Annotated in this window: 27 protein-coding genes and 1 pseudogene; 20 read left to right on the top strand and 8 right to left on the bottom strand. The window is 45.9% G+C overall.

All coding sequences use genetic code 11. The annotated features are described in order from the left end of the window. Window positions 1–132 precede the first annotated feature (132 nt). The 6 genes from PMG71_RS05765 to PMG71_RS05740 all read right to left on the bottom strand — a co-directional run bounded on the left by PMG71_RS05765 (window position 133) and on the right by PMG71_RS05740 (window position 3306). Window positions 133–1431 carry a type IV secretory system conjugative DNA transfer family protein gene (locus PMG71_RS05765; protein ID WP_283752699.1) on the bottom strand — a complete coding sequence of 433 codons (1299 nt, stop codon included), beginning with the start codon at window positions 1429–1431 and terminating at the stop codon, window positions 133–135. Continuing rightward, window positions 1428–2063 carry a hypothetical protein gene (locus PMG71_RS05760; RefSeq protein ID WP_283752698.1) on the bottom strand — a complete coding sequence of 212 codons (636 nt, stop codon included), beginning with the start codon at window positions 2061–2063 and terminating at the stop codon, window positions 1428–1430. Before PMG71_RS05760 ends, PMG71_RS05765 begins: the two co-directional genes overlap by 4 nt. An 83-nt stretch (window positions 2064–2146) precedes the next feature. After that, the gene (locus tag PMG71_RS05755; RefSeq protein WP_283752697.1) at window positions 2147–2332 is read right to left on the bottom strand and encodes a hypothetical protein; all 186 of its coding nucleotides are present in this window, start codon (window positions 2330–2332) and stop codon (window positions 2147–2149) included. 5 nt (window positions 2333–2337) lie between these two features. Further along, the gene (locus tag PMG71_RS05750; protein ID WP_283752696.1) at window positions 2338–2505 is read right to left on the bottom strand and encodes a hypothetical protein; all 168 of its coding nucleotides are present in this window, start codon (window positions 2503–2505) and stop codon (window positions 2338–2340) included. Next, window positions 2502–2771, bottom strand: coding sequence for a hypothetical protein (locus PMG71_RS05745; protein ID WP_283752695.1), 270 nt, complete (start codon window positions 2769–2771; stop codon window positions 2502–2504). Before PMG71_RS05745 ends, PMG71_RS05750 begins: the two co-directional genes overlap by 4 nt. Window positions 2772–2916: 145 nt before the next feature. Continuing rightward, window positions 2917–3306 (bottom strand): hypothetical protein, encoded by a 390-nt coding sequence (locus PMG71_RS05740; protein ID WP_283752694.1) that lies wholly within the window; start codon window positions 3304–3306, stop codon window positions 2917–2919. A 474-nt stretch (window positions 3307–3780) separates the two neighbouring features. Here PMG71_RS05740 and PMG71_RS05735 point away from each other — a divergent pair, with 474 nt between their 5' ends. The 11 genes and pseudogenes from PMG71_RS05735 (at window position 3781) to PMG71_RS05690 (ending at window position 13845) form a co-directional block, all read left to right on the top strand. Continuing rightward, on the top strand, window positions 3781–4011 hold the full coding sequence (locus PMG71_RS05735; RefSeq protein WP_283752693.1) for a hypothetical protein: 231 nt from the start codon (window positions 3781–3783) through the stop codon (window positions 4009–4011). Next, window positions 4001–4390 (top strand): hypothetical protein, encoded by a 390-nt coding sequence (locus PMG71_RS05730; RefSeq protein WP_283752692.1) that lies wholly within the window; start codon window positions 4001–4003, stop codon window positions 4388–4390. Before PMG71_RS05735 ends, PMG71_RS05730 begins: the two co-directional genes overlap by 11 nt. After that, window positions 4371–4835 (top strand): hypothetical protein, encoded by a 465-nt coding sequence (locus PMG71_RS05725; protein ID WP_283752691.1) that lies wholly within the window; start codon window positions 4371–4373, stop codon window positions 4833–4835. Before PMG71_RS05730 ends, PMG71_RS05725 begins: the two co-directional genes overlap by 20 nt. Continuing rightward, window positions 4825–5022, top strand: coding sequence for a hypothetical protein (locus tag PMG71_RS05720; RefSeq protein ID WP_283752690.1), 198 nt, complete (start codon window positions 4825–4827; stop codon window positions 5020–5022). The genes PMG71_RS05725 and PMG71_RS05720 overlap by 11 nt, the downstream gene beginning before the upstream one ends. 580 nt (window positions 5023–5602) lie before the next feature. Continuing rightward, window positions 5603–8446: an AAA family ATPase gene (locus tag PMG71_RS05715; protein ID WP_283752689.1), complete on the top strand. Its 2844-nt coding sequence runs from the start codon at window positions 5603–5605 to the stop codon at window positions 8444–8446. Beyond that, window positions 8443–9300, top strand: a complete 858-nt coding sequence (locus PMG71_RS05710) for a hypothetical protein (protein WP_283752688.1) — start codon at window positions 8443–8445, stop codon at window positions 9298–9300. The genes PMG71_RS05715 and PMG71_RS05710 overlap by 4 nt, the downstream gene beginning before the upstream one ends. Before the next feature lie 121 nt (window positions 9301–9421). After that, entirely contained in the window at window positions 9422–11335 is a 1914-nt protein-coding gene (locus PMG71_RS05705) for a UvrD-helicase domain-containing protein (protein ID WP_283752687.1), read from the top strand. Between the two features lie 42 nt (window positions 11336–11377). Next, window positions 11378–11626 carry a hypothetical protein gene (locus tag PMG71_RS05700; RefSeq protein WP_283752686.1) on the top strand — a complete coding sequence of 83 codons (249 nt, stop codon included), beginning with the start codon at window positions 11378–11380 and terminating at the stop codon, window positions 11624–11626. A 330-nt stretch (window positions 11627–11956) separates the two neighbouring features. Continuing rightward, a complete protein-coding gene (locus PMG71_RS05695) occupies window positions 11957–12487 on the top strand; it encodes a hypothetical protein (RefSeq protein ID WP_283752685.1) in 531 nt (176 codons plus the stop codon). A gap of 251 nt (window positions 12488–12738) precedes the next feature. Beyond that, window positions 12739–12888, top strand: a pseudogene (locus tag PMG71_RS24285) (competence protein CoiA family protein); the annotation flags it as partial. 42 nt (window positions 12889–12930) lie between these two features. After that, entirely contained in the window at window positions 12931–13845 is a 915-nt protein-coding gene (locus tag PMG71_RS05690; RefSeq protein ID WP_283752684.1) for a hypothetical protein, read from the top strand. Here PMG71_RS05690 and PMG71_RS05685 read toward each other — a convergent pair. Continuing rightward, a complete protein-coding gene (locus tag PMG71_RS05685) occupies window positions 13777–14439 on the bottom strand; it encodes a tyrosine-type recombinase/integrase (RefSeq protein ID WP_283752683.1) in 663 nt (220 codons plus the stop codon). The two genes, PMG71_RS05690 and PMG71_RS05685, sit on opposite strands and share 69 nt — an antisense overlap. 69 nt (window positions 14440–14508) lie before the next feature. Between PMG71_RS05685 and PMG71_RS05680 the strand changes: the two genes are divergently transcribed. The 4 genes from PMG71_RS05680 (at window position 14509) to PMG71_RS05665 (ending at window position 16240) form a co-directional block, all read left to right on the top strand. Then, window positions 14509–14979: a helix-turn-helix domain-containing protein gene (locus PMG71_RS05680; RefSeq protein WP_283752682.1), complete on the top strand. Its 471-nt coding sequence runs from the start codon at window positions 14509–14511 to the stop codon at window positions 14977–14979. Continuing rightward, window positions 14979–15536: a PIN domain-containing protein gene (locus PMG71_RS05675; protein WP_283752681.1), complete on the top strand. Its 558-nt coding sequence runs from the start codon at window positions 14979–14981 to the stop codon at window positions 15534–15536. The genes PMG71_RS05680 and PMG71_RS05675 overlap by 1 nt, the downstream gene beginning before the upstream one ends. A 97-nt stretch (window positions 15537–15633) precedes the next feature. Next, window positions 15634–15933 (top strand): type II toxin-antitoxin system Phd/YefM family antitoxin, encoded by a 300-nt coding sequence (locus tag PMG71_RS05670; RefSeq protein ID WP_283752680.1) that lies wholly within the window; start codon window positions 15634–15636, stop codon window positions 15931–15933. Further along, a complete protein-coding gene (locus PMG71_RS05665; protein WP_283752679.1) occupies window positions 15908–16240 on the top strand; it encodes a type II toxin-antitoxin system RelE/ParE family toxin in 333 nt (110 codons plus the stop codon). The genes PMG71_RS05670 and PMG71_RS05665 overlap by 26 nt, the downstream gene beginning before the upstream one ends. A gap of 104 nt (window positions 16241–16344) precedes the next feature. Here the strand turns inward: PMG71_RS05665 and PMG71_RS05660 are convergent, their stop codons facing one another. Beyond that, on the bottom strand, window positions 16345–16659 hold the full coding sequence (locus PMG71_RS05660; RefSeq protein WP_283752678.1) for a hypothetical protein: 315 nt from the start codon (window positions 16657–16659) through the stop codon (window positions 16345–16347). Between the two features lie 151 nt (window positions 16660–16810). Between PMG71_RS05660 and PMG71_RS05655 the strand changes: the two genes are divergently transcribed. From PMG71_RS05655 to PMG71_RS05640, 5 genes are all read left to right on the top strand, one after another. Beyond that, window positions 16811–17473, top strand: a complete 663-nt coding sequence (locus tag PMG71_RS05655; protein ID WP_283752677.1) for an AAA family ATPase — start codon at window positions 16811–16813, stop codon at window positions 17471–17473. After that, window positions 17460–18392, top strand: a complete 933-nt coding sequence (locus tag PMG71_RS05650; RefSeq protein WP_283752676.1) for a ParB/RepB/Spo0J family partition protein — start codon at window positions 17460–17462, stop codon at window positions 18390–18392. The genes PMG71_RS05655 and PMG71_RS05650 overlap by 14 nt, the downstream gene beginning before the upstream one ends. A 649-nt stretch (window positions 18393–19041) precedes the next feature. Next, entirely contained in the window at window positions 19042–19263 is a 222-nt protein-coding gene (locus tag PMG71_RS05645) for a hypothetical protein (RefSeq protein WP_283752675.1), read from the top strand. A 17-nt stretch (window positions 19264–19280) separates the two neighbouring features. After that, the gene (locus PMG71_RS24085) at window positions 19281–19769 is read left to right on the top strand and encodes a sigma factor-like helix-turn-helix DNA-binding protein (protein WP_430540997.1); all 489 of its coding nucleotides are present in this window, start codon (window positions 19281–19283) and stop codon (window positions 19767–19769) included. Between the two features lie 2 nt (window positions 19770–19771). Next, the gene (locus PMG71_RS05640; protein ID WP_283752674.1) at window positions 19772–23056 is read left to right on the top strand and encodes a helicase-related protein; all 3285 of its coding nucleotides are present in this window, start codon (window positions 19772–19774) and stop codon (window positions 23054–23056) included. Window positions 23057–23083: the final 27 nt, after the last annotated feature.

Raw genomic sequence — 23083 nt, 5'->3', positions numbered from 1 at the left:
ATAAACCCCAGACCAGGGGAGGGAGTTGCACCCGTCCTAGTGGCTTCATACCGTCCTGGTGTAGTGTGTAGCGTGACCTATAAATGGGCTGTAGTGTAACGATGCAACAGGCACTACAGCCCACACTACGCGCTACACACTACGGTATTGGAGGCGATCGCCCTCACCCTGTAGCTCTCCCACTTGATAATCATTAGCTAACTCTTGAAAGCAATCCCTAATCTCATCAGTAGGCGTTCTTTTGAAGTAGTTAAAGTTCTGCTGTTTTACTTCCCTTGCTGTTATCCACTCGTTCCGTTTTCGGGCGAAGTCAACGATAGACTGAAGATAAGGGGGGAGGGCGATCGCTGTGACGGTCTCATCTGGACTTGGTATAGCATAAGATTTCTCTAGTAATTCCCTGGGGTCTTGAGCTTTGGTGTACTCAGAGAAGTCAAAGCTAACGTCAATTTTGGGGATTTTAATATGCTGACGTTTATCTATCGGTTGACCCGGCATTTTTAGGAATGCTTCAAGTCTTGGGATTGGTTCTCCGGTTTCTGGATGGCTATCAACCAATAGTTCAATTTCAGCAATTCCATTATCCCGGACTGCCGCCATACCTTTTGGGTCTCCTAATGCTTGAAGTGTCCGATTGTGACTTATGAAAATAACGCCTAAGTTGATTTTCCTGATATCGGTACAAGCCGCCATAAAGAAATCAGCCGCACTACTGCAACGGGTGGCCCAATTGGTGAATTCATCACAGACCAAGGTGAGTTTAGGCGGGTTGTAGTTAGGGGTGATTTCTGCTTGCTTGTACCGGCTCTTAACTTCCTCATGGAACCATTGCAGCTTCATATCGATTTCTGCGTAGTCCATACCACCACCAAAGACTTCTAATCCTTCCCATTGTCCATATTGTTTATGGGGGTCTAAAACTTGCACGATGTGACCGTTTTCTATCCGTCGTCTCATCAAATAAGCGGCGGTTGAGGTCTTACCACTCCCTTGTGGCCCGTAGACTAAAACGCTTGGGTATTCGTCTAAACGGTTTAGAGGATTAGGGGTCACATTAGACTGTGTATTGGCTCGTTTAGCGCCCCCATTATTGACCGGCTTAGGGGGTGTGGGGATGGTTCCATCGGTGGGTAAAAGTGCCGGAAAATTGGTACTTTGAGCTATTTCGTCAGAGCGATTGATGATGACTGTACCGGCGATCGCAAACCCAACAGACAAACCACCATAGAGCAGTGATATGGGGTTTTTGTGAGTTGTGCCGGGGTCAACGATGATATGGGTTTGGGTCTTATTGAGGGCCATCTGTTGGACACTCTCAACGGTGCGGGTGATTGAGTCTTGATCGGGTTTGGTTGCGGTTGCTGAGGTGATGCCAGCGATCGCCATTAGCGCTGCCAGTGAATAGCACCCTGCTGCTACATAATTCTTCATAATTCTGGCTCCTGATATCTGTATCGGTTTCCCTGTAACTGCTGCACTGCTGGCTTTTGAGCCAAGTTGTAGTGCCGATATAGTTGATTCTCAAAATTCTCGATCAGCGCCGGGGCAATGTAGGTGGTAGGGGCTGATGTTGGAGTAACTCCCCCAAAACGGGCTTGGTTAACCGCCGCGTAACGGAATAGGGCCGTCGCCTTTTCGGTCTCAGTTTGAGCAGCCGCCATCTCCTCTAGAACATTGTCAGCAATGGAGTTTAGGCACACCTCCAGAGACTGGTTAAGGCACTTGGGATTCTTGCTATTGCTTTGCTCAACCACTGCCCTAGACTTGATTCTGGCTGATTCACGCGCCACCATTTCCGTTATTAGCCCAGGTCTCCCCGTCTCTGGGTCTTTGTTCCAGAGTCTGAGGGTTAGTTGCTCGTGGCACTCCTGGATGGGTTGATTGTCGCAATAGGTGGGGCTGTTCTCCCATGCTTGGTCTATGGTGGGAACTTCAGGACGGGCTATGGGAATCTCTAGGGGTTCGTGCTTGGCAGGGATTAGAGCGTAGGCGATCGCCGTCAGTCCAGGAATGCAGGTAAGGGTGGCGATAACTGCTATCTTCTGTCGTTGGGTAAATTTCATGGCAAAATGATGATGTGAATCGCGGATTTTTCCGTGGTGGAGAGCGATCGCCGCGAGTGGTATTGGGGCGATCGCTTCTCTGTTTAGTGGTACGGCTTGAGTTGGATAGGATAGTCTTCCGAACGCAAGTCCATATAGGTCTGGAGCCGATCCAATTCCCGGCACGCTTCCCTAAAGACTTCCACCTCCTCCGGTAATTCAAGTTTTTTTAAGGCTTCGATTGCCAATTCTCGGTAGTGTTGAATGCGTTCCCGACAATGGTCAGTCATGTTAGTTAGTCCTCCAGTCGAATGTGCATGGTGGTTCGGATTGCTGACCGCAAATCATTGGCATCGTGCCCATTCTTAATAAAGTATTGAGCCAATTCTAGAGCTGTTCCAATGGTTGCTAACTCTTCTGGGTTACGGGCGGTAATCTCGATGGTCTGGGATTTGGTTCTCATGTTGCATTCCTCCTTATCTCCTCAATGATGGTGTCAAGGTCTAGGAGTTTGGTTTCACCTTCCGCGTAAATTGTCATCAAGCGATCGAGAACTGATTTTGCCTCTTTTTCGTCATGTGTCTTATAGAGAATTTCGTATCCGGGAAAATGGTCTTCTGTTCCCGAGAAAAACGGATAGAAAGCCTTAACACAACATGGACTAAGCTCTACACAAAAGTGAGAAAAGCGATCGAGATTATAATAATCTCCTTTCGATTTCAAAATCATCGTTAAATTCCTCCCAACGGGCTAAGGATAATGGGACTACTGTACTCTAGCATGGGTAAAGCTTCCGGCATTCGGAGAGCCTCGGTAATTGCGGTAAAGATGCGGGTTAACATGGGTGATTGTTGGTTAGTTTTCAGGGTCAGAATTAATCGGCAGAGGGTAAAGCAAAGTAGTTCTTGTTCGGCTTGGTTGGTAGCAAGTTCTGCTTGATAGTTTCCCCTGCTGCAATGTCCAAAAAATCCTGAGAGTTCCAATCATCTGCCAGTGCTTGCATCGCCGCTTGGGTCATCTCTCCCGAATAACCTTGATTGAGGTATGCCATGGCTTTGCGGTAAGAGGCTGCTTGGATAGCATCAGCTAATTGTGCGCCACGGCGATCGCTTGCAGCTTCAATGAAAAATCGGTCTTGCTCCTGGCTTTTGTTGCCGGGTTTTGGTTTGTTGGTGCGTTCGGTTTTGGGATTAGGGCGATGAGGCTCCGCATCACTGGCGTGACCGCCATTGTTGTTCAAAACTTGGTTAACGTTCGTTGCCATTGTTTGGGTACTCCTGTTTGATTTGTTGAATTGCAAGTCTTACCCCTGCAACCGTCACTAACTCGCGATACCTTTTGAGGATTTCAAAGGCGATCGGGCTAAGAACTGGGTCGCGTCGGTAATTGTCAAAATCTTGGGTTATTAGCTCCCTATCTCTCAGGGTTCTAAGTATTCGCAGATCTATTGAATATTGGCTCCTGGATACACCTAAAGAAGTCATAGCCTGAGCATTTGTGATGAAAAGGTTCTCCATGCTTAATGCATACATTGAGCCTCCTGGAGTGCATTATGTGGGCATCTGTTGGGCATAAAGTAGACATAAGGGTTACGTCTTCCATGGCGCTACATGGTTTCCCCCGGTTGTCTACCTGATGTGTATGCACGTATGTTATTATAATTTCTAGATTGTATGCAATAAATTTGTTTATGGCTGTATGCAATCGTGTAACTACCATAGGTTGAGAGTATGTTATTATGGAATTAGATATGTATGCAGAGACAGATGCTAATGAAATGGGAAAACGAGACGACCCAAACTATTCCCAGTGCTGTGGGATGCTTCCAAGGTCTTTGGTGGCTGATCTTAAATATGAGTGTTTTAAGCAGGGGATTACTCAATCAACAGCCCTAGAGCAAGCAGTAAAACTTTGGTTGGCAGCACAGGGGGTAAAAGAAACAGAAGAGGTGGGAGCCAATGAAACGTAGTGCCACGGCGATCGCCCTCACCCTTAGCCTTGCTTTCATCCCTAGCCCCGCCAAACCCAACCCAGCAGCGACTTTAGCCATACCCGCTTGCGCTTCCTTTCTCCCTGGATGTGTCGTTCTGGGTACAGTGGCGATCGCCGGTTCCCTTTATTGGGTTTACCAGGACGCTAAAGGGTTATGGGTTGCCCCAATTATTGACCCAGAAAACCCCGAAGGCTGGGAGCTTGGGGAGGAGATGACCGTAACTGCTGAGAATGAACGGGAGGCAAGAGACCTGTGTAAACGCGCCGCTCGTAGATACGGTAAAACTTACCTTGGACTAAGAGAAGCAGGAGAAACTATAGGAGGAGGAAAAACCTATGTTTGTCGATTCCGTTAAAGAAAGACCAGCCAACCTACCAGACTTCGCGGTATGGCCACAACCAGACAACAGCACAAAGATTTTATTGTGTGGACATGAAGAGGAGCGCGGGTTTATTACCCCCTCCCTGCCCTTACCACCATTTGAGGACGTGCTAACGTTGGCGATCGCCGATCCGTTCGAGGGAATTGAGGACATGAGTGATGAGGACGCTTCTCGATATCGGAGAGAGGCTAAGGAGTTAGACCGTAAGCTAACCATTATCGGTGGCATCTTTGTTCGCCCAACATTCACACTTCCTTGGGACAGAACTCGACTGGCTCATTACAGGGGACTGATTTATAAGAGTGAAGCTGCCGATGTAGTCGCCAAACTCATTAACGCCGGATGTCCTCTGGACATGATTATCCTGGTTGACCGCGATGGCAATCGAGTCGTTGAGGGTGAGAAAGTTGAGACGTAACGTAACACGCCCCCAAGGAATGCCAGAGCCTCCTGCGGAGGAGCTTCGCTATCGCGTAATTCATCCCCACCCTGACCTATCTAAGTCAATCTCATTCAAGTGCTGGGATTGCGATCGCGTTTGGCCAGCGCAAGAGAAATTTCTAGAGGGATATTACCCCCATCAACACTTTGCCGATCGCCCCTAACCCTTGCAGTCTGCGGTTTTTATATACTAAATATGTTGTTTTTAACACTTTTAGCCAAAAATCCAGCCAAGTCCTACTGCTGTCTCAATTTATATTTTTCTCAGTTTTAGACTAGATGTTAGTTGGGTAGGGAAAAATCTTGTGTAAATATAAGGAGTCAGAGTCAAAGGCAATTTTCAGAAAGGATATGCCTTGATTCTGTTCTAAAATAGACACACAAGTTGAGACATAACTTTGCAAGATTACTCTGTCAGTATTGAATTTAGCGTCAATTCTTGTTGAACAGCTAGGATTCAGAGTGGGAGCGATCGCCCAGCCTTTTGGGGGGAACTTGGAATAAAAAATCAAAGATGTATAATTGTTGGAGAGGACTTTAAAACTCGAATCCCCACCAAGATCTGACCTTCGGTGGGGACTTAATTCGAGATTTTGAGAACTCTAAAACGCCGAAAACCCTCTGGCGGGAGGGATTTGAGGCGATAAATTAGACGGGTTGCCGATACAAAACTTACCCTTATTGTAACAGATATCGGCAACTTGTCACCCACATCCCGCCGCATGATGTATATGGTGCCGAAAAATGTATATAGATCTAGAACAGTATTCACTCGACTGGCCCCTTACTCCGGTTAGGGAGAAAAAAGCCTATAAGACGAAATGGCAATCGGGAACAGCACGGAAGGCGATCGCTGCTGACCTAAAAAATAACCGGGCTGATGGAGTGGCCCTAATCCTTGGCGAGAAGTCGGGGATTGTGGCGGTTGATTTAGACGGCTCAGGGGCGATAGGCCTGTGGCAACAATGGGAGCAGGAGAACGGAAAGACCAAAACCATTGAATGGACATCTGGACGGGAGGGGCGTAAATGTCTGATTTTCGTTATCCCTAGTATGTTCTGGGGGCAAGTCAGGAGCCAGAACTACAAAGGGGAGAATGGGGATGAGATAGAAATCAGATGGGGAAACCGGAACCAGACATTACCCCCATCGATCCACCCCGAAACCAAGGAGCCTTACTACTGGATCAACTCACCGGCTGATACGGAAGTGGCTACAGCCCCCAACTGGCTAATCGAGAAGATGCTGGTGGAAGAGGAAAAACCCCAACCATTACCAGCGCCGTCCCGTCCCCCTGTTTTCCAGGATGGTGTTGTGCCTATCCCTATTGAGGTTTGCTTAACTAAATGTGATCGGGACGATCTAGCCAGGGGAGTAGCTGAGGGTGGACGGAATCAAGCGGCCTTCAGGATTGGAGTCAATGCCATTGCAACAGAGAGGGAATTGCAGCGCCTGGGTTACTCAACAGCAAATACAGCAGAGCAAATCTACTGGGATTTTTGCCGGTTATGTGGTCTTGACCAAAAGAAAGAGGAAATCCGGGAAGCACGAGCCACTTGGCAATCAGCACTCAAGAGCTGTGATGGGGCCAGCCTGACTGAGGAAGCCTTAATCAATTGTGCCAACGCCTATATATATAGGGAGTCTCGTCAGGTTGTCGGGGGGCGATCGGTTTTGGTTCAGGGGCGATCGGGGACTAACCTTGTAGCACTGCCTAAAAAAGATGAGCTGACTTTTGAGGAGACGGTAAAGGCTGTTAAGGAGGTCTTAGGGCAGCAGTTGAACGACATTGACGAGTTAGGACGGTTGATAGAGATTGAATCCCGTTCTGGTTTGTCTGGATCTAAGTTTAACGCCGTGGTTAGGGCCTGTCGTTCTCAATCCCGTTCTGAACTATTGGAAGAGGAGATCAAACGCTATAGAGACGAGACTGACCCGATTAAGCGTATGAAGCTTAAATCACGGATCTGTGGGCAGTACCAGTTATCAGGATGGGACTTGAAGCAGTTAATTGAGGAGACAGAGCGGAAGGAGAAAGCCCCCAAAAAATCAGTTTTCACAATGTCTGAACTGATGGCGATCGAGACAAAATCGATCGATTACTTAGTTCCTGGTTTATTGCCCAATGGGGAGATGGTTGTATTAGCAGCATTGGCCAAAGTAGGAAAGACTCTATTAGCGGCGGATCTGGCCCATGCTGTTGTCTCTGGTGGTGAATTCATGGGAGAGAGGGTTAGGCAGGGGAAAGTGTTGGTCATCTGCTCTGATCAATCAGACCGGTCTACAGTGATCAGGCTAAAGCTAAGGGGAACCTCTGATATAGACGGGATAGACGATCGTTTTCGGTTCATGAATTACCTGGATGTGGGTGACTTGTCTGAATTGGAGAGGGTTCTATCTGAGTTTAGGCCTGATTTAGTTGTCATTGACTCTCTGACCTCTATTAGCCAAAACTCCAATGTTTCCGAGTATGACCCCGCGATCGTTAAACCGTTAATCGTGATGCGTGACCTAATTCAGTCTTACGGTGCATCCTCAATTCTGATTCACCACGAGGGCAAAAGCCGCGATCATGTGGGGATATCCAAGATTAGCGGTAGCGCTCGGATACCTTCTATCGCCTTTTCCGTCTGGCAGTTGTCAGGCACGGTTAACAAGGAAGGGGATATCGTTGGGGATTCAAGATTTTTGAAGATTACTCCACGGGATGGAGAACGGACAACACTATCCCTCAGCATCAAGCCTAGAGGGGAATGGTTGACAGGGATGTATGAGTTTGAGGGTGAGCATGGAGTTGATGATGAGTCTAAGAGTTTAGGCGATCGCGTAACTGCCCTGCTTCGGACTTACTCTCCCAAGGGTCTTGAGTTTTCAGAAATCAATCAGCACCTAAATGCAGAAACGTCATCGCTCTATAAAGCGCTAGACCGGCTAGAGGATCGCCAGGTGATTGGACGTAGAAAATCCCAGGTTGATAGGCGTAAATGGGTGTACTACATCGGGGGGAGTGAGACTGACGATGTAGTACAAAAATCGACCGATCCGGTTTTAAAATCACCCCCCCCCTCTCCTATTTATCCTGAAAATGTCCAAGAATATGATCAAACCCATACACAGAGAGAGATACAAGAATTAGACATTTATTCGACAGATATTAGACACCCTAATTGGGATGAACCCCCTGTCGAATATTTGAAACCCTTACCCAGTAATGAGTCTAGGGAGTTATTAGACACTACCCCGAAAAAGAGGGGGGGGGGTGAAAAATCGGGTGTTGATGAATCAATCAATAAGGAAGATGTAGCACTACATCCTGCCCCTAAATCAACCCAGAATTGCAATGATCGCCTAGCTAGTGCTGCCCCTTCTGGTGGGAAGCCTGCCACCGGAACCGGTCTTTGTGGGGTGGAGATGCCTGAGCTAGATAACAAAATCATCGTAATGACAGAGGATGGCGATCGCCTGACGACCATCATTAGGATGTCTGAATCTGGATCGTCTCCCTTTCCGACATATCACACCCCATTAGGTGACTTCACTTTTGATCAAGTTTGTTTCCCTGAACCCCAGGAAGGGGGTGTTAAATGAGCGTATCAACCCCCACAAAACAACCCATCCAAAGTGAATTGGACGTTATTAGCAATCGGCTATTGAAGGCAACTACCCAAGAGGAGTTACACGATATCAGACGGTTACAGAGAATGAGATGGGATGAATTTACCATAGAGCGGGCTAATCGCTCTCTGACTCTGGATCAACGAAGGAAGATCGCATCCTTGCCCAACGGGACTAAACAGGAAATGCTCAAGGCTCAGACCTGGGAAGACAAACGGAAGATTTGGAAATATCTCCGAACGGTCTACGGTGAGCAAGCTGGGACTAAATACAACGAAGCCTTTAACCAACTTTCCCCAGAACAGCAGCAGAGATTTAAGGCGATCGCCAAGCATAAACCTGAACCACAACCCAAACCCGAGCCACAACCCGAAGCTATAGACCCCAGACAGTACCGCCAAGCCACCGAGAGAGATCTACATATTGAGGTCAGGGTGGTAACAGACCATCATCGTTATGAGAGAGTACCTGGCAAAGTAGTGGCAATCGAGCCAGCAGGGAAAGGGAATCGCTCCAACCGCTATGAGGTCATGTTGGACGGCTATGATGACGGGAAGATGTTCAGAGCCATTGATTTGATGGTCAAGGATGAATCTTTAGCGATCGCCCCTGAACCAGAAGATACGAATCCAGCACCAGCAAACTTTAACAGAGAGTTGACTGATGATGACTATCGCGAGGATCTGCTTAAGGCTCAATGCCAGCAAGACATTAACGACTTGGCCGAGTATCTCGGAGAAGAGCGGTTTACCCGGATTTGGGAATCATTGGACAACAGCACCCGAACATCCTTAAACGCCTTACCGGAGTTTGATGCGGATGAGTAGCGCTCGATACGATCTCTGTTAGGGTAAATTTTTCCTTAATACTTTTCTGGTAAAGGGTTACAGCTATCGTTAACCCTTTACGCTTGTGGTATAATATGGGTATCACTACAGAGAAGAAATAATGAAACTATCCAAATATCAAGAGGAGATTTTAGACTGGTTACAGCATGGCAAAGGTAACGCCACCTGTAACGCTGTGGCCGGTTCCGGTAAGTCAACGACGCTAAGATATGCAGCCGAAGCCTTAGAGCGTTCTGGCGTTTCGCCCAACCGGATTAAGGTCTGTGTCTTTAACAAGAGTGCTGAACAAGACTTAAAAGCTAAATTCGGAGCATCTTGGCGGCGGTCAATTTCTACTATCCACAGCGCCGGGTTTACGATTCTTAAGGAAGGATTGGGGATTGATAAGGGCAAGAAGATCCCCGATATTCCTAAAAACAAGTATCGCCGCATTGCTGAGGATATGGAGTTGATCGCCTCTAGGCGTAAAGGGGGACGGATCACCGGATCGCTCAAGAGTGCCGAAGCTATCGAAAATGATGATGATTTCCTTAAGGTGGTTGACTTGCTACGATTAACCCTTGAGCCACCGACATCGGATTCGGTTCTTTACTTCCGTTCTCACTTTGAGCTACCAGACCTCTATGAGCCTCAGACCATAGCCCGCGCTGCCAAACGGGTCATAGAAGAGGGTGAACGGATGGCTGAAAAAGAATACCTATTCGATTTCACCGATATGATTTATCTGCCGGTTACCTGGGAATTTGAAACGGAACCCTATGATTTTGTACTGGTGGATGAATGCCAAGACCTCAACCGATGCCAGCTAGAACTAACACGAATGATGGTAGGGAACCGTGGGCGATCGCTCTATGTGGGTGACCCTTACCAAGCGATCTATGGTTTCGCCGGTGCGGATTGTAGGAGTTACCAGAATATCGTAGAGCGGATTAAAGCCACTGAATTACCCCTATCACTGTGCTATCGTTGCCCTCCCAACCATATCGCCCTAGTCCGGTCTGTCTTTCCAAATATCCCTATAGAGGCGTTCAGAGAGGATGATGGAGAACTCCTATCAATCAAGGATGGGGAATTGTCTGATAATCCGGAGAAGTGGGTCAAAGAGGACGATCTAATCCTCAGCCGCAAAACAGCGCCATTGGTGAGTTTGTGCATTAAGTTAATATCCAAAGGTTATCCGGCCAAAGTAAAGGGAAGAGAGATCGCCTATCAGCTTAAAAACCTTCTGACAGAATTTGACAAACTCAGATACCCCTACGAGGATCTGATTAAAAGCTTAGTTGACTACATCGACATCAAGGTACAAGCCTACAAAGGACGGGACAATGAGGAGGAGTTAATCGAGCAATTGACTGACAAAATTCAAGCTATCCAGGCGATATACAGCGCCAATCCCCAATCAAAAAGCTACGAAACCTTGGGACAATGCATTGATGAAATCTTTGACGATAAGCGATCGCCGATAACCCTCTCCACGGTTCATAGGGCCAAAGGACTAGAAGCTGATAGGGTGTTCATCATCAACCCCAAGGATATGCCCATGACCTGGAAGAACCAGCAGGATTGGCAGTACCAGCAAGAGCGGAACATCCTTTATGTAGCGTTGACACGGGCTAAGAATGAGCTATATATCTGCGGGTCACCTTCGTGGATGCCCAAAGAGGAAGAGAACGAAACCGAGACAGAACAAGACTGTAACCCCTTAGCGCCCACTACCCAACGTGAACCAGAAGCGTTAGTTGATAATGGGGATGAAGAGTTAGAGGAAGAGGATTTACACGACGTGGAAGCGATTAAGAGAGCCATTAATAATTTGACTTTCATTGACCGGTGTCGGTTGCTGTTGGATTTAACCAATGAGGTGAACGATGAGAGAGAGCGACGAGTGAAGAGCGCCATTCTAAGCTATCCAGGCAAGAGCGATAGAGCGATCGCCAGAGAATTAGGATTTACCACCAACGTAACTGTCTCAAGAATTAGGAAGCAGATGAAAGCCGAAGCGGATACTCTTTAAGGATGACTAAAATCTAGAAAGGGTGTCCATTGCGGCTGTGGTGTGTCGTTGGTGGATGCCCTCCCCAAACTCACCCAAACTTCACCCAAATTCACCCAAATTATGGGGGAAATGGCCAACAATTTGTGGGAACCGGTGAACATTTGTGGGAAATGCCAACAATTTGTGGGAATTGGTAACCGGCGATCGCCCCTTTGCCCACAACAAAGGCGACTGGAAAATACCATCGTCGCCTTTGTTGCCCGCAAGTGGCCAACTTGTGGTGGGTTTTTTAAGTTTTCCCCAAACTAGATTCCACTTAACGTTCTTCTACTGCCTTAAGGAAGTGGATTCTAAGGATGATTTTACCATCATGAGACTCATCCGGCGATCGCCCTCCAGAATTACCGCTTTTACCGGTTTTTACCGGTAATCGCCCCTAACTTCCCGGCTGCCTATCGCCCTCACCGCTTGGTTTTGGGGCGTTTTGGTGAGGTGGATCAGGCGGTCGGCAAAATGCACCATAATGTACCATCCCCACTTGGGCATAATGTCTGATGATGTCTAATGGTGTCTATGGCGATCGCCCTTAGCGCTTGATATTGGCTAGGCTAAAGGTGAGTTACCCCCAATTTACCCCCAATGGTCAGCCAGAAGGTTAGAACGCGCATAGACTCAATATTTGACCGCTTCAAGAGGGGGGAGAAGAGCGATCGCGGTTTTGCTGATGAATTGGGCATAGATAAGAAGACTTTCCAGCAGTACAGGCGGGGTCAGTATTGGGCCAAACTGGAATCAGAATGGAACCAGCAGCAGGCGAAATTAAGGAAGGTAGAGATGGAGAGAGAACGAGACCACATAGAAGCTTACGGCGATCGCTACCGGCAAGATTTGGAGAAGATGCAGCAGCGCCTCTCTGAACTGAGCAATGCCCATGTAGCGATCGCGGAAAGGGAGATAGCGATTGTGATTCTGGCGATGAAGAAAATTCAGGAGGAAATTAACCGGGGAGACGACCCCATAGAGGCTTGCCACCGTATACAGCGCAAGGGGGTGAGTGCTACGGCGATCGATTCGGCAAAACTGGCCAAGGAAGCGCGAGAAGAGTTTGGAGAAGCTTATGGACTAAGGGAGCTGCTCGATCGTCTGGAGGCGGTTCTAGAGCGGTTGTAGGGGCAAACTCCACTAGACCTTTCTCCCTTAATGACTGAATGACTAAAAGAGTTGTAGAGATAATGCTCCGCATCGCTGTCGCGATCGTTGATTTCTTCTATACTGAAGGAAAACATTAATGCTGTATGAAGAAAGCTGCTAACGGGGCCGTTATAGCATCTTTTCCCGACAGTACCCTGGCTGCATAAATGGCATAGACGGGAAAGACTCACCTCAGCTAAAATCAAGAAAGCGTATCAACAAAAGGTTCGATGTGGCTGACATTCGGTGAGGACTCCAACCATAATCTTGTGCCGGTAAGTCAAGTATCGAGAGGGAAAACCCAACTGCGTTGCCCCTACTGCCAAGGATTCCTTATAGCCAAAAAAGGGAGAGTCCTTGCTCACCACTTTGCTCATGCTGGGGAAACCTGTCGGCAAGTTCAAGATCCTCGCACTCTTCCTGTGTTGCCTTGCTATGACAAATTTGACTTGCATTTATCAGGGAAAGCTTATCAGGAGTTGATTGAGTTAAGTGAAGATGGCTTCTATGAACCAGAGTGCTACAGAGAGTTGGAAGGGAAGAAGTGCATTGAGTTCAATGAGTACAGGACTAGATACAAGTGGCAACTAACGAAGCTGGGTAAGATGGCCAAAGGGTCTTTATCACTGATGCTATTCAATCAAATACAGGAGCCTCTACTAAGCGATCGCTTAACAGAGCTTGAGGATACAGTTATTTCTGCGAAGCGAAAGAAGTTAGATGCTCAGTTAGCTGATGCCCTAACTGATTTAAGGCTCTACCGCGCTCAATACCAGCGAATTCTTAATCAAATGCTTTATTTCCTGGAGATTAAAGCTGACGGGGAAAGCTTTTATAAGATTGGTGTAACTACCAGGGACATAAGCGATCGCATCCCAGAAATTGAACAGGACTTAAAAAAGTATTACCAGGAAATAAAAATAAAATGCTTGGGCACTTGGCAGTATAGGGGAAATGTTGAACCATATTTTAAATACCGTTACCGCGATTGTCAGAAGAAGATTGGTACATTAACTGAATACTTTGATTTTCCTGAAACAAAACCAGTGTTGCGCGATTTGCGGCGAATGAAACCCAAGGAAATATCTGAAGTTGAAGAGAAGCTATTGACTGATGATTTTGCTAGAGTGCGGCGATCGCTGCTCACTCGCGCTGGAATGCTTAATGCGTCTAATGTAGGGAGACCCAAAGAAAAGCGTTATGCCCCCTTGGTAAAATACCCCGAAGTAGTTAAACTGTTAGAGCAAGGGATGTCGCTACGCAAAATATCAGAACAGACTGGAGTCGCCATCAACACTATCCGCAAGGTCAAGAGCTGCATGAGGCTTCTTTCCTAAGTTCAACGCACTCAACGCCGAAACTGCCCCGCGCACCTGGTCGGGATGCACTTCAAGATATCGTTGTAATTGTTCCAAGTTTCGGTGGCCTGATATTTCCTGTATTACGCGCAAAGGAATTCCAGCATCGCTCATTCGAGTTAGGGCTGTTCGACGGAAGGAATGGGTACTTGCACCAACAATGCCTACTCGACTGCAAGCCTTGCGAAATACTCGTGAAGCTGAGTCAGGATGCACATGGCTTCCTTTGAGTCCAGGGAAAAGAAAGCGGGAATTACCAGGATGATACTCTAACAAAATGCTGCGTAACTCCTCAATCACAGGAATAGCACGGGTAGCAAGTTTTCCTTTAGTGTTGCCTTTCCTGAAGATTATTTCTTGGAGTACAATTCCCTTGCGTAGGTACACATCCTTGGTTAATAATGTGCAAGCTTCTCGAATACGGCAGGCACTGTAGAGACAGATGCCGAATAGGGCGCGATAAAACTCCGTTTCGCTACCGCGATCGCGGTTGGTCTGCAACCCCACCTCAAATAATCGCTCCAGTTCGTCAGAGTTGAGGATTTTTGCTTGTCCATGGCGATCGATTTTCATGGGGGGTCGCACCGCTCGTTGCTATCCCGATCTAGATTACACTTATTACAGATACAACAGGAGAAAATTATGGTAGCTAAGGGGAAAACACAGAGCATCCCCATATTTGAGGCATCGGGTATGGAGTCAGAAAACTTAGCCCGCTTGGAGCAATTACTCACAGATGCTCACCTAAAATTAATTGGGGTGGATGGAGAACCGATCGAGTTACCAGAGTCGATTTATCAAATACTGCGATCGGTGACTCCTCTGTTAGCTGAAGGGAAGCAGATTACATTAGTCCCTAGCGAGCATTACCTGACGACCCAAGAAGCTGCTAACATCCTGAATATTTCTCGCCCCTATCTGTACCAGTTACTCGATCGCCAGGAAATTCCTTATACCCAGGTGGGGACTCATCGGAGAATTAAGGTGAAAGATCTGTCGAACTATAAGGAAAAGCGCGATCTCCAGCGCGGACAAGATTTAGCTGAATTGGTGGCTATAGGAGAAGAGTTTGGACTTTATGAAAGCGAGCAGGAAACAGCAAACCAGAGTTAATGGCAGTATTTCCAGTTATTCTTGATTCTTGCGTACTCTATCCCATGTATGTTAGGGATACTCTACTGTACGCTGCCTATAGAGGTTTGTATCGCCCTCATTGGTCAGAGGAGATTCTAGATGGGGCGTTTCGTAATCTCCTGCAAAATGATGAGCGCATGACTCCAGAAAAAGTGGAGCGCATACAACGGCAGATGCAAAAGTCTTTCCCTGAAGCATGGGTGGCTGTAACTGAACGTTTGCTTCCCTGCATGGATAATCATGAAGGCGATCGCCATGTCCTAGCTGCTGCTTTGATTGCCAAAGCCCATGTGATCGTCACCAACAACCTGAAGCACTTTCCTGAAAGCGCTCTAGAGCCGCTAAATATAACGGCTCAAACTGCTGATGATTTTCTGTTGTCTCTGTTGGATTTGTCTCCAACGGAAATGCTTGACTCGTTACAGTACCAAGCAGCCGCCAAAAATAACCCTAGGTTAGAGGTTGGGGATCTGCTCTCTCGGCTTGAAGGACAACTCCCTAAATTTGTGGCCCAGGCTCGTAGTGCATGGCGTTAATTCCCTAAAGCTTCACTTGCTTGATTTCCTTGGCAAAGCATTTATGGAGAAACTCATGTTAACATTAAATTGAGTGCAAATTGAGTGAACATCTATTATGCTCAACCTAAGTCGCGATATTCAGTCTCTTTCTAACTTCAAGAGAAATACATCTGAGTTTATCGAGCAGATGAAACAAACGGGCAGCCCCATGGTACTGACTGTTAATGGCAAAGCTGAATTAGTGGTTCAAGATGCAGCGTCTTATCAAAAACTTCTAGAGGCGATCGAATACTTGGAAACCCTGAGTGGTATCCATCAAGGGTTAGACGATCTTAACGGTGGACTCGTTCGACCTTTGGAAGCATTTAAGCAAGAAATGCAACAGAAACATGGAATTCCAAGTTCAGATTACTAAAAGTGCGGAAGTGGAAATTGAACGCGCTTATGAGTGGTTAAAAGAGCGGAACCCAAGCTACGGCGATCGCTGGTTTCGGGAATTGATGGATAAACTGGCTACATTACAGGCTCAACCCCGACGCTGTGCTTTAGCCATTGAAAATGATGTATTCCCCGAAGAAGTCCGACAATTACTCTATGGAAAGCCTCCAAATGTCTATCGTATATTATTTGTAATTCGTGGTGAGCTGGTCTATATTATTCATGTTCGTCATAGTAAACAAGCACTCCTAACGGCTGAAGATTGGGATGAAGAGGAAGAATAGAGTGCGATACTACCCATCACGCGATAAAACTCCGTTTTCGGCTGTCGCCGACATGAAACGCTATCGCGATTGCATCACTTGATGTTCATTGATAAACCTCAGTATTACCATAGCTCTAATTGTCCTGGAGAAACATTGCCTCTACGGTTTTGGTGATAACCTAGATGGCAACCTGTACACAGAGCTACTAAATTTTCTAATCGGTTGTCCTCTGGCTTAAAATTACGGTGATGAACGTTCAATGTCCTGGCCCGACGCTCTGAAACCGATAGACCTGGGGTCTTCTCTTGGGGGCGAATGCATTGCTTTCCACATTTCTGGCAACGCCAAGAGGCAGCCGCTTTAATAGAAGCTGAGAGTTCATTCCAGTTTTCAGGGTAGCGATCGCGTGAGCGATGCGTAGCATTATCAAGAGACATTGCCAGTAGATAATCTCCTTTTCCAAGTGTAAGGGCAATGTTTAAGCAGTGGTCATAACGTTATGACCAAAGGCAATATTTAAGCAGTGGCCATAACGTTATGTCCAAACCAAAGGCTTTAAGATAATTAGACTCAACACCAAGGAAGAATATGACTTCTGTAAAAAATACCCAACCGATAACAATTGGGTTTGTCAACCAGAAAGGGGGCGTAGGAAAGACCACCCTAGCGGTTCATTGCGCTTACTGGTGCAGTAAAAAGGGGTCTGCGATCGTGATTGATGCTGATGCCCAGCAAAGTAGCTCCAATTGGCTCAAAGATCTAGAAATTCCCTGCAAAGTGGTCAACGATCCAGAAGATCTCTTAGATGCGCTGGCTGTGTTGCCCGAACAATATGATTCAGTGATTGTGGATGGCCCTGGAGGAATGAGTGAAGTCACCAAAGCGATTCTCTATGGTGTGGATATCGCTCTTGTGCCCTGTAAGCCTTCCGCCCTAGATACCCACAGCAGCAGCCGCATTATTCGCATGATTCGCCAAGCCCAAAAGATTAGATCGGGAAAACCTAAATCGGTGATGTTTCTCAATCAAGCGGTCAAGGGGACGTTGTTGCTGCGCGACTCTCTTGAGATGTTGAATAATTTTGGTTTTCCTTCTCTGAAGAGCATTATTTACAATCGGCAAGCGATTTGCGATGCTCCAGGGCAAGGGACAACGGTTTGGGGTATTTCTGGTAGTGCGGCAAAAGCGGCTCGTAAGGATTTTGAGGCCCTGTTTCAAGAAGTTATAAAATTAGCCCATGAGCAAGAGTAGGCGATCGCTGCTGGAATTTACGTTTCGGGCTGACACGGAACCGGGGGCGCTGATTCCCTTAGAACTGATTCGTCTACCCGAACAACAACCCCGACGATACTTCGATCCACAGAAGCAGGATCTGCTTACTGAATCGATCAAGCAACATGGCATTTTAGAGCCTTTATTGGTGCGGCCTCATCCGGAGGATAAGGGTAAGTATGAATTGGTAGCAGGAGAGCGCCGGTATCGGTCAGCAAAAGCTGCGGGTCTGGGAGAGGTTCCCGTGGTGGTGCGTCAATTGAACGATCAAGAGGCGCTACAAGTGGCGATCGTTGAAAACCTGCAACGGGAAGATCTTAATCCGATTGAAGAAGTGGAGGGAATTCTACAGATCCTGGCGATTGAACTGAAGGTGGAAGTGGGCGCGGTCTCTCCCCTGCTCTATCGACTCAGGCATAGTGTTACGTCTTCTGGCCATAACGTTATGGCCAAGCCAGAGAGTTCGTCCTCTGGCCATAACGTTATGGCCAAGCAATTAAGTCAAGTCGAGAAGGTTTTTCAGGGATTGGGGATGTCTTGGAAATCCTTTACCACGAATCGCTTGCCTCTGTTGAATTTACCAGAAGAACTGCTTCTAGCGCTGCGATCCGGGAAAATTGCTTATACCGGAGCATTGGCGATCGCCCGAATCAAGGATGAACCCTTGAGAAAAGCGCTTCTTTCCGAAGCCATAACCGAGAAGCTGTCCCTGCAAGAAATTAAGAAACAGGTGAAAACTATCAATAGCACTCCCCCAGAAGAGAGCAAGCAACAGGATCTCAAGAAAAGGCTAGACAAAGCATTTCGGCGAGCGCAGAAGGTAAAAGCCTGGGACAATCCCCAAAAATGGCAGCAAATTGAAGAAGCCTTAGATCGCTTAGAATCTTTACTGGAGTAGAAGCAAGAAACAAGGAATGCTACGCTACTGAAACAAAACTTGTTTCTTGCTTCTGTAAGCAGTGGCGCGAGTTGCCATCAGGCTGAGTGCAGCTAGAGAGGAGAAGGGCAACTCCTATCAGTAAGGTTTTGTTGGGTCTGTAGTCCTGTAACATTGTGGACAAGAACATTTACGTTATTTCATTCTATGTCAGAGTGTAGAGTGTAACGTTAAAAAATCCTAAGATCCATTCCTAAAATCTGACTGAGCAAAATATACTGAAGGAATCAGCATAAGTAATTTACTAGACGCTTTCATGTCGGCGACAGCCGAAAGAATTATCAACGCTTGGAGTCTTGTTAGTGACTTAGTATTGGGTTAACTCACGCAACCACATAGAGCTTGACATATGCCTGGACGGTATCTACAGCTTGATGATCTAAGACGACTAAATTCACCAGAACAGATTACTGATGTATTTAGGAAACTGGGTTACAGCCCAATTGGTGAGTCGTTGGATGTTACAGACCTTCAGTTATCCCCTCGTAACGCTGAAGCAGTGATGCCAAAGGTCAGGGGGTTGAAGATTGGGAAGCAGAGATAGACGATCGCGTTGCCCATCTGTATGGGTTAACTGCTGAAGAAATGAAGATTATCAGGGGAGAGTGACATGCTTAAACTCAATCTTAAACTCAATGATTTGTCTGACATTCATGATGCGACAGATCTAGCTAACTTATTTGTGAGACTAGGGTACGAACACTGCTTTGGTCAATTGAACACAGAAGATTTACAATTATCACCAGTTTTAGAAGAATCAATCTATCGCTCCTATTTACTCGCTTCATACCAAGAGACTAAATTACAAGTGATTTTATTTGAGAAGACTTAGAGGAAGCTTTATCTACACTGAAACCAAAGGAAGTAGACATACTGAAGCAGCGATTTGGTTGGGACGATGGTTGTGATAAATCCTTGCAAGAAATTGGCAACTTTTATGATATAACCCGTGAGAGAGTTAGACAAATTGAGAACAAGAGCTTAGGGAAATTAAGATATCTCATGTCAGCATATTCTAAGGCTTCTACAGACCATTTGAGATCAGAGGGTGAGAAACCAAAGGAAATCCCATCAACAGAACCACCACCAGCACCAAGAACACCAAGCCAATCCAGGACAACCCACGAAGTAAACAACTCCAATAAGACTAATAAGACTCCACTCCCCTCAATTCACGATGAAGTAAAAGTCGAGAGAATTAGAGTATTCAAATGTTCTGGCTTTAGTGACAATAGAATCATCAGCATACTTTGGAAAGTACCACAAGATTCTCCAGAGTTTTACAAAGCCAAACAGGAGTATCAGCAATTGATCAATCCTACTCATAATTTAGTTTAACTATGCCTATCCCTGACTATGTTGACAACCAACAATACAAACTAGAATCGGTTCTCAGACAGCTTATCCTTAGCGATCGCCAACGGAACCTCGATATCGCTACTGGCTTTTTTCGGATTGAAGCCTGGGTAGCATTAGAAGAGGAGATGAACCAGCTCCAGTCCCTGCGGCTACTTATTGGACGTGACCCGACTATCCGTCCGGCTGAGAGCGATCGCCTAGACTTACTCAAATATTTCCGAACCGACTTACGAGACGAACTTAACCAAAAGCAATTTACCCTCAGCTACAAGCAACAGATTGATCGTATTATCGCCTATCTGGAGCAGGAGCATATTCAAGTTAGACTCTACGGAGCGACCACCGGAGAGTTTCTTCATGCCAAGGCTTATATTTTCGATTCCTACAGTATTGTGGGATCGAGTAACTTTACCGTACCAGGAATAAGAAAAAATAAAGAACTCAATATTGTCAACAAAAATGAGGCGATCGCTAGTGACCTCAGACAAAACTGGTTTGAGACATTCTGGAATGATTCGAGTGTTGACCTAGACTATAAAGCTAAACTAATTGAAGCCCTCAATGCTTCCAAGTTTGGCAGTAAAGCCTACACTCCTTATCAAGTCTTTCTCAAGGCTCTCTATGAACTATTTAAGGATGACTCAATTGTTGGAGAAGGAGAACAGACTGCATTGGAACTGGCCAGTTTCCAACAGGAAGGATTTGAGAGGGCAATTAAAATTATTGAACGCCACAATGGTTGTATGGTAGCTGATGCAGTAGGTCTAGGGAAGACTTATATTGGATTGCGTGTGATTGACTATTACTTGATTAAATTACGCCGTCCCCGTTATGTCCCTAAAGCTTTGGTCTTGTGTCCGGCTCAGTTACGAGATTTAGTTTGGCGGAAAAAACTAGATGAATTTGGTTTAAAGGCTGATATTATTTCCCATGAAGAAATGGGGCGTTCTGACTTTGATCGAACTAAATACAGAAACTATGATTTAATTGTCATTGATGAATCTCACAATTTCAGAAACAGTGCGACTAATCGCTATACTAATTTGACCAAAGTTTTAGGAGGTGGGAAGCGCTACAAACGAGTTTTGCTGCTCACAGCTACTCCGATTAACAACAGTCTATTTGACCTTTACCATCAAATCCTACTTCTGACTCGAAATAATGATACTTACTACAGGGAATGGGGAATTAATAACCTGAAAAAATATTTTCAGAACTTAGTCCAAGGTAAAGAGGAAATTACAACTTTACTATTTCAGACTATGGTACGCCGTAGTCGTCAAGATGTGATTAAACGCCTGGAAGCAGGAGAGGAAATCCGTATAGCAGGTCAAGTGATTCGTTTTCCTAAGCGTCAACTTGAAAAGTTTACTTACAACTTTGAAGAAATATTTTCTGGATTATATATTGGTATTGCAGATATTATTGACCAATTGAATCTAGCTCCGTACAACATCAAGTCTTATAAAAAACGTCTTGGGAAAACGGAAAAGATTGAAGTGCAGCGTAATCGTGCCCTCGTCGCTTTGCAGAAAGCACTCTACCTTAAGCGATTTGAAAGTTCTCTGATCGCCTTTGAAAATACTGTAACAAACCAAGCGAGGTTTCAGCAAAAGTTTTATCAACTTCTAACTAAGGAAAACAAACTACTTGATAGTAAGAACTTTCGGAAATTACTTCTAGCCACTCAACTTGACGATGGAGAAGATGCTCTCATAGACATCATGGAGAAGCTAGAAGACATCGATCCAGCAGGTCATGACATTGGGAAATTGACCGAAGCGATTGAAGCAGATATCCAGAAACTCAATGATATCCTAGACCGTCTCCAACAAATTCATCAGTCTGTAGAAGCAGGAGAAGACAGCGATCGCAAACTAATTGCCTTCAAAGATTTGTTACTGACTCTCAAAAACCAGAAGATTTTAGTCTTCAGTTATTTCAAAGATACTGCAACTTATCTCAACCATGAGTTAGAGAAAGATACCGATTGGCGTGAAGCCATGGGCAATCCCACCATTGACCTGATTACTGGGAACACATCAGGGAAGCAACGGGGAATCAAAGTTAAGCGCTTTGCTCCTAAAGCAAATACAGAATCAGAAGAAGAGCGAGAAGCGATCGCCCAAGACTCCATTGATATTCTCATCTGTACCGATGTCCTCTCGGAAGGTCAGAACCTGCAAGATGCTGGGATTTTAGTTAACTATGACCTCCACTGGAACCCAGTACGAATGATTCAACGGGCTGGACGCATTGATCGTTTAGGAACTGATTATGAAAAACTCTATATCTATAACTGTTTTCCAGAAGAAGGATTAGAGTCCCTGCTTAACCTCGTTGAACGGCTTCAAAAACGCATTGCTGATATTGACAACAATGTAGGCTTAGATGCCAGTGTCTTGGGTGAAGAAATTTCTAACCGGTCTTTGGAAGAATTACAAAGACTCAAGCAAGCAGATAGTGAAGCAGAAAAGCAAGCGATTCTAGAGGAACTAGAGCAAGTTTCTGATTTAGTCTCTCTAGATGAGATGCGTCTTCCCTTGTTGGAGTTCATGCAACGGATTGGACAAGAGGTAGTCTCAGAAATTCCCATGGGGATTCACAGCCGTAAATACTTGACTATCAACGATCCACAATATGCAGAGGGGGGTATCTTTCTGGCATTCAAAGCCAGCGATCGCCACTTCTGGCATTTTTATCCTCGTCAAGATGGGCAAATTTGTCTTGATGCGAACCTACTCATGACTAACATGAGGAAAATATTTAACTGGTTAAAGTGCCAAGAGTCAGATTTTCCACACCCTGATACCTTGCCTCCAGTATCTTTCGATAACTCGATTTTTGATGTAGTAGAAGGTGCAACTAAAAATCTACTGCAACACTTCAAGCGCCAAAGTACCGGCTCAAGAATTAAGCCAAAGCTCCAAGGAATTTTACAGAAAATCCACCAAGCTCTGATTCAGTCTACTTTGGACATTGAATGGACAAGTGATGAGCAAGAGATTAAGAATCGTGTCTTGCAAGTCATAGAGAATCGAGAATTACAGACCTATAAACGAGAAACCAAACAACTTTGGGATGATTATAGGAGTCACCATAATGAAAAAGAAATGCTTGCCCAACTAGATGAACTTTTTATTGATAATGAACTCTATCAAGACTTAGATGGCAATAATTTAGAGTCAATTCGGAAAGTAATTAAAGCTGAAGATATAGAACTGGTTTGCTACGAGTGGTTTTACCCAGAAACCCAGAGACCCTGAAGATTGTCAACAGCTTACCCCCATTGA

It is taken from the genome of Roseofilum acuticapitatum BLCC-M154 (assembly GCF_030068475.1).
GTDB classification, from domain to species: domain Bacteria; phylum Cyanobacteriota; class Cyanobacteriia; order Cyanobacteriales; family Desertifilaceae; genus Roseofilum; species Roseofilum acuticapitatum.
This window is presented reverse-complemented; position numbering and strand designations above follow the sequence as displayed.